This window comes from Patulibacter brassicae (assembly GCF_033949425.1).
Lineage (GTDB): Bacteria > Actinomycetota > Thermoleophilia > Solirubrobacterales > Solirubrobacteraceae > Patulibacter > Patulibacter brassicae.
On record NZ_JAXAVX010000002.1, the window covers coordinates 94,704 to 107,121 of the forward strand.

Consider the following 12,418-nt stretch of genomic DNA (forward strand, 5'->3'; position numbering starts at 1 on the left):
CATGGACATCGGCTGGTACCTCGCGGTCTCCGCGATCGTCTTCGCCATCGGCGCGGCCGGCGTGATCACGCGCCGCAACCCGCTCCTCGTGCTCCTCTGCCTCGAGCTGATGCTCGGCGCCTCGAGCCTCGCCCTGCTCGCCTTCGCGAAGATGCACGGCAACCTCGACGGCCACGTCTTCGCGCTCGTGGTGATCGTCGTGGCCGCCGCCGAGGTCGCGGTCGGCCTGGGCATCGTCGTGGCCCTCTATCGGAACAAGGTCGCCGTCGACGTCGACGAGCTGCGGGAGCTGCACGGCTGATGAGTCCCACCGCTGCGGGCTGGATCGTCCTGGCCCTTCCCCTCTTCGGCGCGCTCGCCCTCGGCCTCGGCTTCCGCCTCTGGCGCGGGCCGGTCGCGGGCATCATCGGCACCGCCACGATCGGCGGCTCGTTCCTCTTCAGCGTCCTCGCGCTCATCGGGCTGCAGGGCAAGGACGAGCAGCACCGCCAGATCGCGTCATCGCTCTGGGACTACGCCAAGGTCGGCGGCGTCGACGTGCGGATGGAGATCCTCGTCGACCCGCTCTCGGTGACGATGCTCCTCGTGGTGACGGGCGTCTCGACGCTCATCCACCTCTACTCGATGGCCTACATGCGGGGCGACGAGGGGTACTCGCGGTTCTTCGCGTACCTGAACTTCTTCGTCTTCTCGATGCTCCTGCTCGTCCTCGCGGGCAACTTCGTCCTGCTGATCGTCGGTTGGGCGTTCGTCGGCGCGGCGAGCTACATGCTCGTGAGCTTCTGGTACCGGCGCACGACCGCGACGAGCGCCGGCATCAAGGCGTTCGTCATCAACGTCGTCGGCGACATCGGCCTCGTGCTCGGCGCGATCCTGCTGCTCTCGAAGACCGGCACCGTCGACTTCCTCGACACCTTCGCGGTCGCGAAGGAGACCTTCGGCGAGGGCGGCACCGCCTCGACGGGCTCGCTCACCGCCGGGCTGCTGCTGATCATGGTCGGGGCGTTCGCCAAGTCGGCGCAGCTGCCGCTGCACACCTGGCTGCCGGACGCGATGGAGGGCCCGACGCCGGTCTCCTCGCTCATCCACGCGGCGACGATGGTCACCGCGGGCGTCTACCTCATCGCGCGCCTGCACCCGCTCTTCCAGCTGTCGGAGACGGCGATGGCGGTCGGGGCCTGCATCGGCCTCGCGACCCTGCTGGTCGCCGGCACGATCGGCCTCACGCAGACCGACCTCAAGCGCGTCATCGCCTACTCGACGATGTCCCAGATCGGCTACATGATCATGGGCGTCTCGGCCGGGGCGTACGTGGCGGGCATGTTCCACCTCGCCACGCACGCGTTCTTCAAGGCCCTGCTCTTCATGGCCGCCGGCTCGCTCATCGCGGCGATGGCCGGCGAGCAGTCGCTGGACAAGATGGGCGGCTTCCGCAGGGCGATGCCGTTCACCTTCGCGGCGTTCGTCATCGGCGGCCTGGCCCTCGCCGGCATCCCGCCGTTCTCCGGCTTCTTCTCGAAGGACGAGATCCTCGCGGTCCTCGCCGAGGAGGGCGGCTGGCACTGGATCCTCGTCGTCGGCGGCTACGTCGGCGCGTTCCTGACCGCCGTCTACACCTGGCGCATGATCTTCCGCGCGTTCTGGGGCCCGCCGGTCCCGGAGGCCAAGGAGCTCGAGGAGGGCCACCTCCACCACGCCGACGTGCACCGCAACCCGGGCACCGGCGAGATCGAGGACACCGACGTCGGCTTCCCCGGCCCGGAGCACCACATCGCCGAGCGCGCGCTGCCGATGCGGATCGCCATGGGCGGCCTGGCGGTCCTCGCGGTCCTCGGCGGGCTGCTCGGGATCCCGAAGGTCCTCACGCCGCTGGAGCACTTCCTCGAGCCGACGTTCGCCGACGTCGCCCACCCGGCGCACCCCGGGACCGGCCTGATCCTCGGCGGCATGGCGGTCGGGACGCTCCTCGGCCTCGCCGGCATCTACGTCGCCTACCTGATCTGGGCCCGTCCCCTGGAGCGGGGCGAGCCCGCCACGGCGATCTCGGCCGGCTGGCAGCAGCGGTTCGCGCCGATCCACAAGCTCTTCGTGAACAAGTGGTGGTTCGACGAGCTGATCGATCTCCTGATCGTGCGGCCGACCCGGGCCATCGGGCGCCTCAGCCACGACGCCTTCGAGCGCCTCGTCGTCGGCGGTGCGCTCATGGGCGGCGCCACCGGCGCCACGCGCGGCGCCTCGGCGCTCGTGCGGCGGGCGCAGTCGGGCTTCCTGCGCAGCTACGCGGCGGTCGTGCTCAGCGGCCTCGTCGTCGTCCTCGTCGTCGTCCTGGTCGCCTCCTGATGCTGCATCTCTCGATCCTCCTCTGGCTGCCGCTGGCGATCGCCCTCGCCGGGCTCGTCGTCCCGCGCGCGCTCGTCCGCTGGGTCGCGCTGGGCGGCTCGCTCCTGACCCTCGCCCTGGCGATCGGGTTCCTCGTCGACTTCGAGTCGGCGGCCCCCGGCCTGCAGCACGCGACCGACGAGACCTGGATCGGCGCGCTCGGCGTCCACTACGCGCTCGGGCTGGACGGCCTCAACGCGTGGCTCCTGCTGCTCGCCGCGGTCGGCTTCACGTTCACGTTCGCGTGGTCGGCCCTCGGGGGCGGGGGCGTGGCCGAGGTCGACCGTCCCGGCACGTACTACTTCCACCTCGGGGTCGCCTACACCGGAGTCATCGGCGCGCTCGTGGCGCAGGACCTGCTCCTGTTCGTCGCGTTCTTCGACCTGATGCTCATCCCGTTCTTCTTCCTCGCCGTGGGCTGGGGGACGGATCCGCCGGGCAGCGACAAGGTCCGCGCGGTCACCCGGATGGTCGTCTACACCCTCGTGGGCTCGCTGCTGATGCTCGTCGGCGCGGTCGCGATCGGCGTCCTCGCCACGCCGGACGGCCAGTCGATCAGCTTCTCCTTCGCCGACCTCGCGCAGCGCGGCGTCCCGGAGGGCAGCCAGGGCTGGATCTTCGCGTGCTTCGCCGCGGCCTTCCTCGTGAAGATGCCGGCGTTCCCGATCCACGGCTGGCTGCGCGAGGGCTACAAGACCCTGCCGCTGCCGGTGCTCGCCGTCTTCTCCGGCGTGCTGTCGAAGGTCGCCGTCTACGGCTTCCTCCGCGTCGCGCTGCCGCTGCTGCCCAGCGGCGCGGCCGACCTCCGCTGGGTCGTCCTGATCATCGCGGTGCTGTCGATCCTCTACGCGAGCTCGATCGCGCTGACGACCGTCGACGCGCGCCTCGTGCTCGGCTACTCGTCGATCGCGCAGCTCGGGTTCATCACCCTCGGCGTCTTCAGCTTCCGCACGGACGGGGCGTCCGGCGCGATCCTCCAGTCGGTGAACCACGGTCTCGTGGTGCTGCCGGCCTTCCTCGCCGTCGGGATCCTCGCCTCGCGCGCCGGAGGCTCGGAGGACATCCGCGACATGGGTGGCGTGGCCTTCCGCGCGCCGATCTTCGCGATCCTCTTCGTCGTCGTGACCTACGCCGTGCTGGCGATGCCGGGCACGTCGAACTTCGTCGGTGAGTTCCTCATCCTCCGCGGGGTCTGGGAGGGCGCGTCGATCGCGCTGGCGTGCGTCGCCGCGATCGGCGTGGCGCTCGCCGCCGTCTACGCGCTGCGGCTCTTCATCCGCACGACCCACAACCGGGTCGGGCCGAAGGTCGTCAGCCGCGACCTGTCGCCGAGCGAGCTGCTGCTCCTCGGCGTGCCGGTCCTCCTCATCGTGGCCCTCGCCGTGCACCCGCAGCAGACGCTGCGCGCGAGCGACCGCGCCAGCACGCAGTCCGTGCTCGGGGCGGCCGCCGCCGCGGACCCGGAGAAGGCTCGCTCGATGCTCGAGGAGAGCTCGGTGGGCCGCGAGGCCGCCGCCACGGGCGCCGCCGGTGCCCAGGGCGCGGCCGGTGCCGCCGGCCAGGCCGTCGACCCGACGACCGGGCAGCCGGCCGACCCGAGCGGCGCCGTGCCCGTCGACCCGTCGACCGGGCAGGCGATCGATCCGACGACGGGGCAGCCCGTCGACCCGTCGGGCGGTCAGGCGGTACCGGTCGACCCGAGCACCGGCCAGCCCGTCGATCCGAGCGGCGGCGTGCCCGTCGACCCGAGCACCGGCCAGCCCGTCGATCCCACCACTGGAGGTGCCGGCCGATGACCTCGCTCGTCTCCGCCGCCGTCGAGGCCCCCGACATCGACTGGGCGGGGCTCTCGCCGTTGCTGGCCCTGCTCGGCGGCTCGATCGTCGTGCTCCTCGTGGGGCTCCTGCGCTCGCGGACCGCCCGCCACGGCGTCGTGCCGTTCCTGACGATCGTCTCGTTCGCCGCCGCCGGCGGGCTCGCGGTCTGGCAGTGGGACGAGCGCGGCGCGCTCATCTCGGGCGCTCTGGCCCTCGATCCGCTCTACCTGCTGACGGCGCTCGGCGTCGCGGCTGCGGGCGTCGCCGCGACGCTCCTCGGCGTCGGCACCGCCGCCCCGCGCGAGGCCGCCCACGGCGAGTTCCACGGCCTGCTGCTCGTCTCGGGCGCCGGCATGGTCGTCTTCGCCGGCGCGCAGAACCTCGTCGTGACGTTCGTCGGGCTCGAGCTCCTCTCGATCCCCCTCTACATCCTCGCCGCGACCGAGCTGCACCGCCGTCGCTCGCTCGAGTCCGGGCTGAAGTACCTCATCGTCGGGTCGGTCGGCTCGGCGACGCTCCTCTACGGCTTCGCGCTCATCTACGGCGCCACCGGCGCGACCGACTACGCCGCGATCCGCACGGCGCTCGGCGACGCCGACCTCCGTGACGACGTCCTGCTGCTCGGCGGCATGGCGATGACGATCGTCGGCCTGTGCTTCAAGGCCTCGGTCGCCCCGTTCCACCAGTGGACGCCCGACGTCTACGAGGGCGCCCCGACGGCCGTCACGACGTTCATGGCGACCGCGACGAAGGTCGCGACCCTCGTGGCGATGATCCGCCTCTTCGACGTCGCGCTGCCGGGCGTCTCCGACGTCTGGGGCCCGGTGCTCGCGGCCCTCGCGGCGATCGCGATGATCGTCGGCAACGTCGGCGCGCTCGGGCAGTCCTCGGCGAAGCGGCTGCTCGCGTTCTCCTCGGTCGCCCAGGCGGGCTACATGCTCGTCGGCGTGGTGGTCGGGACCCAGCTCGGTGCCGAGGCGACGACCTTCTACGTCCTCGCGTACCTCGTGATGACGGCCGCCGCGTTCGCGGTCGTCGCCGCCGTCGAGCGCGAGGCGGGCACGGACGACGGCGTCGCGTTCGAGGGTCTCGCGCAGCGTCGCCCGGTGCACGCCGTCGCCCTCACGCTGTCGCTGCTCGGCCTGGCGGGCGTGCCGGCGACCGTCGGCTTCGTCGCGAAGCTCCGGATCATCGAGTCCGCCGTCGACGGCGACTACGCGTGGCTCGCCGTCGTCCTCGTCGTCGGGTCGATGATCTCGTTCGCGTACTACCTGCGCCTCATCGCGCGGGTGTGGTCCGGCGCGCCGCGCGAGGCGCCGACGCCCTCGACGGCCGTCGCGCCGCTGGCGGGCGCCGACCCGGTCGGCGATGCGGTGTCGGGCGTCCGGTCCCCGGCGCCGGCGGTGCTCGGTGCCGTCTGGCCGACGACCGTCGTCGCCGGCATCGCCGGTGCCGCCGTCCTCGTCCTGGGCATCGTGCCCGGCCCGCTGATGGACACCGTCGAGGCCGTCGGCCGCTCGCTGCCGACGATCTTCTAGGGCGGCGGCGCTCGCGGCCGATCGCTCGCGGCGCGGGCGCGGATCCCGCCGGCCCGGTCGAGGCTCCCGCGCATGGCCCGCGGCGATCGCGGGCACCGGCCGCGACGCCTGGACCTCGGACGGTCGCGTCGCGGTGCGCACCGCGACGCGCGGCCGGGCTGCGACCACCGCGACGGGTTCACCCGGGCGACATCGGGCCCCGGGCACCGGCGCGCGCGCCCGGCGCCCAGATGGGGCCGAGCGCCGCAAACCACGATCGCGACGCGCGTGCGACGCCAGAGCGCGCGTCCCTCCGCCGATCGGGGGAGGAGATGCGTCCACCGATCGTCCGGCCCGAGCGCGGACGATCGCCCGGTCGGGCGCTACATTGGTGCCCGTGTCGGACACGCGCACGACGGTCTACCTGGCCGAGGATCACCCGCTCTACCTCGAGAGCCTCCTGCGCATCCTCGGATCGCGCGAGGAGGTCGAGCTCGTCGGCTGGACCTCCGACGGGATCCGGGCCTGGCAGCAGATCCAGGAGCTGCGCCCGCAGCTCGTCGTGCTCGACATCCAGCTGCCGCGGATGACCGGGCTGGAGATCCTCAAGGCGATCCGTCACGACGGCCTCGACTGCAAGGTCATGATCCTCTCGGGGGACGCGGCCGGCGATCAGGTCTTCGACGCCGTCCGACTCGGCGTCAACGGCTACCTCTCGAAGGACGCGACGCGCGACGAGATCGCCGACGCCGTCAGCGAGATCGCCCGCGGCGGCACGGTCCTGGCGAGCCTCGTCCAGCAGGTCCTCGCCAACGAGGTCCGCGACCGCGTGGCCGTCGAGGCCCGGCCCTCGCTCTCGCCGCGCGAGCACCAGATCCTGCGGCTCATCGCCGACGGCAAGTCCGGGCCGGCGATCGCCCGCGAGCTGCAGATCGGCGCCGCGACGGTGAAGACCCACACGCAGAACGTGTACGCGAAGCTCGGGGTCCCCGAGCGCGCGGCCGCCGTCGCCGAGGCGATGCGTCGCGGCCTGCTGGACTGACCTCGCGCGCAGCGCATCCGGGGGAGGAACCGACCCGTGCGTCGGGTCCGGGGGCGGGTGGGCTCGTGTCCGGTCGGGCGCGGTGTGGCTCAGCGCATCCGGGGGAGGAACCGACCCGTGCGTCGGGCCCAGTCCCAGTACGCCGTCCCGTGCACCTCGCGCAGGTGCGGCTCCTCGACGCGGAGCGCCTGGAGGATCGCCCCGGCGCTCAGGAGCAGCGCCCCGAGCAGGCCGGGGCCCGTGGCGTCCAGGAGCGTGATGCCGAGCGCGATCGCCACCATCCCGCTGTAGATCGGGTGGCGCACCGTCGCGAACGGGCCGGCGGTGACCAGCGGCAGCCGCTCGGCGTCGTCCTGGCCGATCCGCCACGCGTCGCGCATCGTCACCTGGGCCCAGAAGGTCCAGCCGATGCCGCCGCCGGCGAGCAGGAAGCCGGTCGCGCGGGTCAGGAAGGGGTCGGCGGGCTCCCACGCGAGCTCGTCGAGGCCGGCGAGGTGCAGGAGGGGACCGGCACCGACGAGCAGCGTGCCGCCGGCCATCAGAGCACGCGCCGTCCGCGGCGGTCCGGGCGCGGCACCCGCAAGCACGACGCCGCTCGAGCCCGTCCAGCGCCGCTGGAGCGCGATCCGCACCGGCACGAGGAGCACGAGCGCGGCGATCGCGCAGAGGAGGGCGAGGAGCGACATCGGGGCCTCGAAGCGTGGCAGGCGCCGCCCGGCGGCGCACGTCGCGGGCGGGGCGTTGCAGCGCTTGACGCCCCCGGAGCGGTGTCGCTCAGCCCAGGCGTCGCTCGGCGCGCATCTCGCTGAGGATGCGCTCCAGCCGCGGCTCGACGCTGTGGTCGACGTGGCGCATCGCGGCGCCGACCGTCGGGTGCACGTCGGCGATGAGGCGGTGCATCTCCTGCGCGACGGCGCGGTAGGCGGGGTGCCCCTCGCGCCCGGAGCGCAGCTCGACGAGCTGCATCGCGGCGCGCGCGTTGAGGTCCAGGACGTAGCGGATCCGGTAGCCGAGGCAGACGGCGTAGCTCGCCTCGCGCGGGCGACCCGCGTCGACGAGCGCCTGCCACGCCTCGGCGGAGCGCGTCAGGGCGCGGCGGTAGTCGTCGCCGCCGCCGGCGAGCGTGACCTCCTCGGGCACCTCGGCGCCGAGCTCGGGCGTCAGCGGCTGCCACTGGACGGTGAGCATCCGGTGGCGCTGCAGGTCGCGGAACGCCCCGTAGTCCGAGACGATCTCGAACCGGTAGCGCAGGCGCTCCAGACCGCGACCCGGGCGGTGGCGCCGGTTCTCGCGCGCGCCGACGAGGTCGGCCAGCAGCGCGCCCCGCTCGTCGCCGTCCAGGGCGGCGATCGCGACGCGCGCCGTCGCCTCGTCGCAGGCCACCGACTCGTAGAGCAGCCCGGCGAGCAGGTCCTCCTCGTCGCCGTCGTGGTGCACGAGGCGCACCGACGGCCCGTCCTCGCGCGCGGCGGCGGAGGCCTGGTCGAGGCCCAGCCGGCCGGCCCAGCGGTCGGCCGCCGCCTCGCGCTCGCGCAGGTACGCGATCCAGCGGCCGCCGCGGTCCGGGCGCTCGACGCGGCTGACGAAGCTCGGCGTCACGGCCTGGACGGCGTCGAGGATCCAGCGGCCGTACTGCCGGGCCTCGGGCAGGGGGTGCGCGAGCAGGTGCAGGACGAGCTGCTCGTACGTCTGGCCGGAGGCGTAGATCCCGACGTGGCTGAGCGTCGACGCGGGGAGCAGCCCGCGCAGCAGGTCCAGCGCCTTCGCCTTCAGCGCGCGCTCGTGCGCCGCGGCCGGGGTGCCGTCGGGCGCGGGGTACGTCTCGGCGCACCAGCGCGTCACGCGCGGCAGCAGGTCGGCGTAGATCCCGAAGAGCTCGTCCATCGCCGCGGCGTAGGCCGGGCCGAGGTCCGGGTCCCGGTAGTAGCGGTGGCTCGCCGCCGCGCCGTCGCCGGCGGTGCCGAGCCCCGCCACCGGCCGATCGAAGGCGATGTAGCGCGTGGACTGCTCGAGGTAGGCACCGATCCGCGGGCGCTGGAGGAGCTTCGTCAGGACGTTCGAGCTCCACTCCGCCGCGACGTGCAGGCCGCCGAGCTGCGCGACGGAGTCGTCGCCGAAGCCGAGGAAGATCCGCTCGTAGAGCTCGCGTGCGCGGTCGCCCTCGCGGCCGTCGAAGGCGGGCGCCCCGGCGGGCAGCGAGTCGGCGAACTCGTCGAGGAAGAGGCGCTTCAGCGTGCCCGGGTAGCGGCTGTAGCGGGCGAAGAGCGCGCCCTTGACCGTCTCGGGCAGGTTGACGAGGGCGTACACCGGCCGCTCGAGGTCGGTGACGTGCGGCGCGATGCGCTCGCGCTCGGCGGGGGTGAGGTCGTCGACGGGGTAGCGCACGCGGGGGCGCACCGTACCGCGCCCCGCGGTCGGAGGCGGTGGCGCCGCGGCGCCCCGGGACCGATGAGTTCCGGCGCCTCGCGCGGTCCTGGTCGACGAGGGCCGCGCGGGCGGCCACGACCCCTGCGAGGAGCACCATGGGCAACGGCCTGCAGATCACCGGCGTCGACTTCGTGACGCTCCCGGCGAAGGACATCGAGGAGTCCAAGCGGTTCTACGGCGAGGTCCTGGGCCTGCCGTTCGTGAAGGGCTGGGGCACCATGCCCGCCGCGGAGTACCAGGCCGGCAACCTCACCATCGCGATCATGGAGCCGAGCGCGTTCGGCCAGGAGCTCCGCCCGCACGCGGTGCCGCTGGCGCTGCAGGTGCCCGACGTCGCCGCGGCCCGTGCGGAGCTCGAGGCGCGCGGCGTGGCGTTCGTCACCGACGTCATCGACAGCGGCACCTGCCACCAGGCGATCTTCCTCGACCCGGCCGGCAACGCGCTGGACCTCCACCACAAGTACGGCTGAGGCGGCCGCGCCGGCGCGCCGCCGTCGCGTGCCGCCGGCGTCCCGTCGCCCGCGCCCCGTGCGGCCTACTCGTACGGCCCGACGTAGAAGCCGAACAGCCCGCCGCCCTGGCAGGTGAAGGCGGTGTAGTTGTAGCGCGTGCTCACGGCGACGCTCGTGACGTCGCCCTGGCCGAGCGGGCAGACGCCCTGCGGCCGGACGTAGCCGCCGTAGTCGCCGCCGTCGAGCAGGCGCACCTGCAGCCGGACCTGGCGGCCCTCGCCGAAGGCGGTCGTCGAGCCGCCGCTGTTGACCTTCGACGCCGTCTGGGTGACCCCGAACTGCTCGATCTTCGTCCGGGAGCCGGAGAACGACATCCGGAACGCCCCGCCGTCGCGGCTGAAGGTCAGCGCCCGGACGAAGCCCCGCCGCGGACCGTTCGGCTCGCCGGCGTCGACGTCGGGGTCCGTGCCCGGGCCGAGCAGGACGGTGCGTCGGCTGGCGACCGTCGTGAGGTAGAGGTTGCCGCGACGCTCGTACGCCACCTGGTAGCCGCGCGTCGTGGTGGCCGGGTGCGCCATCCCGCTGCCGCTCGCGATCTTGCGGACGCGCCGCCCGGTCTCGACGTAGAGCCCGCGCGTCGTGGTGACGAAGACGCGCTGCGCGTCGGCGCTGACCTCCACGCCGGTCACCCAGCCGGGCGCCCGGACGAGCCGCATGCCGCCGCCGCGGACGCTCGCGACGTACGCGCGTGGCGTGCGGCCGTCGCCGGCGCCGCGCACGAGGTTCGTGGCGGTCGAGACGAACGCGACGATCCGCGCCTCCTCCGGCTTGTCCTTCGGGCCGGTGAAGCCGGAGATCGAGGGGCCCCAGGAGTCCCCGTCGGCCGGCGCGCCGCCGCGACCGACGGTCAGCAGCCGCGTGCTGCCGTACTGCCACGGGTTCGCCCACGGCTTGATCGCGCCGCCGCGCTGGACGAGGTAGACGTTGCGTCGCCCGGCCGCGACCGGGCCGTCGATGTTCGTCGCGGTCGACGTGAAGGCGATCCAGCGGTTGTTGCGGCTGTCGTGCGAGAACGTCGGCTCGCTGGCCACGCCGTTGGGCATCCCGCCCGAGGGGGTCCGGCCGAGCAGCTGCTGCTCGCCGTCCTCCCACCAGACGAGCGGGTCGGCGGCGTGGGCGACGGCGGGCACGCCCAGGGCGGCGGTCAGGCCGAGGGCGACGGCGGCCGCGCGGCGGGACGGTCGGATGGCGCGGGTCGAGGGCACGCCACGGGGATCGGCCGCCGTCCCGCGCGCGACGCCCCGTGCGCGCGACGGCGGACGGACATCCGAGGCCGGCGCTGGACGTCCGGACGGTCGTCGGGCGCGCCCGCGACGCGTTCGCCGGGGCGGCGCGCGCTGCGTCGCGGCCCTTCGGGAGGCGCGCCCGTCGGCGCGGCGGAGGGCGTCAGGCGGCGACGAGGCGCCAGGGCACCTCGGCGTCGTCGACGAGCGCCAGGGTCCAGCGCTCCCGTCGGTCCGTCGGCCGCTCGCGCGATCCGGCCACGACCGCCTGGGTGTCGCGGTCCTCGCGGTACCAGGCGCCGGCGTAGCGGACGACGACGCTCATCGTCGGGGGCGTCGCGGCGCCGTCGAGGCCGTCGATCTCGACCGCCGTGACGCGCAGGCCCCGCACGACGGTGCGGACCCGCCGCGTGGCGTCGTCGCCGTAGAGCAGGTGCGCGACCGCGCCCGTGTCGGCGCGCCGCTCGAGCGCCTCGTCGGCGCCGTCGATCGCCTCGATCCACGCGGCGACGACCTCCTGGACCGCGACGGTCAGGACGTCCGGGCTGAAGCGGTCGTCGACGAGCGAGAGGTCCAGCGCCGCGGCCCGCGCGTCGTCGGTGATCGTCGTGAGCCGCGCGATCTCGCCGGCGTCGCCCGCCGCGTCGGCGACCGCCAGCTCGGTGCGGGTGCGCCCGGCGAGCGTCGGGTCCGCCTCCGGGGTCGCCACGAGCGCGCTCTCGAGGTGATGGCGCCCCTCGGCCTCCTCCTCGATCGAGAGGAGGATCCAGTCGTCGCCGCGCTTGCCGAGCGTCCAGTACTGCTCGAGGCGCATCTCCGGCGAGTCGGCGCCGTCGCGGTAGAGCTTCCGGCCGCCGGGCTGCACGACCCAGGACTCGATGTCGGCGCTCACGAAGGCCACGACCCGGTCGTCCGCGTCGGCCGCGCGGTTGACGAGCCCGACGAGCCGGACCTCCGGCGTCGCGGTGACCCGCACCCGGCTGTGCCAGCGCTTGCGGTCGAAGTCGTCCAGCCGCCGGCGCCACTCCTCGAGCAGGTCGGGCCCGAGCAGGCGCGCCATCGCGTCGCGATCGCGGTCGTCCCACGCGCGCTGGACGGCCGTGAACAGCTCGCCGGCCGCCGCAGCCAGCCCCTCGGCGTCGAAGTCCTCGTCGTCGGCGGCCGCCTCGGCCGCGGCGGCGCGCGTGCGCTCGTCGCGCGCGGTCCGCGCGGCGGCGCGCTGCCGGCGGGCGCGGGCCTGCAGGAGCGCGACGAGCCCCAGGACGACGAGGAACCCGACGATCAGCACGACCCCGCCGGCGCCGAGCGAGCCTCCCCCGGTCCCCGAGCCTCCGGACGAGGAGAACCCGCCGCCCCCGCCTCCGCCGCCGCTCGAGAAGCCGGACGACCCGCCGCCGGCCTGGGCGAGGACCGTCGCGACGGGGGCGAGGGCGGCGGGCAGGGCCATGGGCGGGCATGCTGCCACGTCGCCGGGCGCCGGCGGACGTGGCGCGACGGCGTC

The 12,418-nt window shown here is 74.4% G+C and carries 10 protein-coding genes; 6 read left to right on the forward strand and 4 right to left on the reverse strand.

The window, feature by feature from the left end; all coding sequences use genetic code 11:
* Position 1 precedes the first annotated feature (1 nt).
* From nuoK to SK069_RS05465, 5 genes are all read left to right on the forward strand, one after another.
* Complete coding sequence (nuoK, locus tag SK069_RS05445) at positions 2–301, forward strand: NADH-quinone oxidoreductase subunit NuoK (protein ID WP_319953180.1); 300 nt, start codon at positions 2–4, stop codon at positions 299–301.
* Complete coding sequence (nuoL, locus tag SK069_RS05450) at positions 301–2,340, forward strand: NADH-quinone oxidoreductase subunit L (RefSeq protein ID WP_319953181.1); 2,040 nt, start codon at positions 301–303, stop codon at positions 2,338–2,340. The genes nuoK and nuoL overlap by 1 nt, the downstream gene beginning before the upstream one ends.
* A complete protein-coding gene (locus SK069_RS05455; protein WP_319953182.1) occupies positions 2,340–4,175 on the forward strand; it encodes an NADH-quinone oxidoreductase subunit M in 1,836 nt (611 codons plus the stop codon). Before nuoL ends, SK069_RS05455 begins: the two co-directional genes overlap by 1 nt.
* A complete protein-coding gene (locus tag SK069_RS05460; protein WP_319953183.1) occupies positions 4,172–5,734 on the forward strand; it encodes an NADH-quinone oxidoreductase subunit N in 1,563 nt (520 codons plus the stop codon). The genes SK069_RS05455 and SK069_RS05460 overlap by 4 nt, the downstream gene beginning before the upstream one ends.
* A 376-nt stretch (positions 5,735–6,110) precedes the next feature.
* Positions 6,111–6,755: a response regulator transcription factor gene (locus SK069_RS05465; RefSeq protein WP_319953184.1), complete on the forward strand. Its 645-nt coding sequence runs from the start codon at positions 6,111–6,113 to the stop codon at positions 6,753–6,755.
* An 89-nt stretch (positions 6,756–6,844) separates the two neighbouring features.
* Here SK069_RS05465 and SK069_RS05470 read toward each other — a convergent pair whose 3' ends face one another.
* Complete coding sequence (locus SK069_RS05470) at positions 6,845–7,441, reverse strand: methyltransferase family protein (RefSeq protein WP_319953185.1); 597 nt, start codon at positions 7,439–7,441, stop codon at positions 6,845–6,847.
* A gap of 88 nt (positions 7,442–7,529) precedes the next feature.
* Positions 7,530–9,140: an FAD-dependent thymidylate synthase gene (locus SK069_RS05475; protein ID WP_319953186.1), complete on the reverse strand. Its 1,611-nt coding sequence runs from the start codon at positions 9,138–9,140 to the stop codon at positions 7,530–7,532.
* Between the two features lie 137 nt (positions 9,141–9,277).
* Between SK069_RS05475 and SK069_RS05480 the strand changes: the two genes are divergently transcribed.
* On the forward strand, positions 9,278–9,652 hold the full coding sequence (locus SK069_RS05480) for a VOC family protein (protein WP_319953187.1): 375 nt from the start codon (positions 9,278–9,280) through the stop codon (positions 9,650–9,652).
* Positions 9,653–9,717: 65 nt separating this feature from the next.
* Here SK069_RS05480 and SK069_RS05485 read toward each other — a convergent pair whose 3' ends face one another.
* Positions 9,718–10,899: a hypothetical protein gene (locus SK069_RS05485; RefSeq protein WP_319953188.1), complete on the reverse strand. Its 1,182-nt coding sequence runs from the start codon at positions 10,897–10,899 to the stop codon at positions 9,718–9,720.
* Between the two features lie 181 nt (positions 10,900–11,080).
* A complete protein-coding gene (locus tag SK069_RS05490) occupies positions 11,081–12,364 on the reverse strand; it encodes a TIM44-like domain-containing protein (RefSeq protein WP_319953189.1) in 1,284 nt (427 codons plus the stop codon).
* Between the last annotated feature and the right edge of the window lie 54 nt (positions 12,365–12,418).

Excerpts from the sequence above, each read along its gene's own strand:
- nuoK (WP_319953180.1), top strand. The coding sequence starts at position 2 with ATGGACATCGGCTGGTACCTCGCGGTCTCCGCGATCGTCTTCGCCATC.
- nuoL (WP_319953181.1), top strand. The coding sequence starts at position 301 with ATGAGTCCCACCGCTGCGGGCTGGATCGTCCTGGCCCTTCCCCTCTTC.
- SK069_RS05455 (WP_319953182.1), top strand. The coding sequence starts at position 2,340 with ATGCTGCATCTCTCGATCCTCCTCTGGCTGCCGCTGGCGATCGCCCTC.
- SK069_RS05460 (WP_319953183.1), top strand. The coding sequence starts at position 4,172 with ATGACCTCGCTCGTCTCCGCCGCCGTCGAGGCCCCCGACATCGACTGG.
- SK069_RS05470 (WP_319953185.1), bottom strand. The coding sequence starts at position 7,441 with ATGTCGCTCCTCGCCCTCCTCTGCGCGATCGCCGCGCTCGTGCTCCTC.
- SK069_RS05480 (WP_319953187.1), top strand. The coding sequence starts at position 9,278 with ATGGGCAACGGCCTGCAGATCACCGGCGTCGACTTCGTGACGCTCCCG.
- SK069_RS05490 (WP_319953189.1), bottom strand. The coding sequence starts at position 12,364 with ATGGCCCTGCCCGCCGCCCTCGCCCCCGTCGCGACGGTCCTCGCCCAG.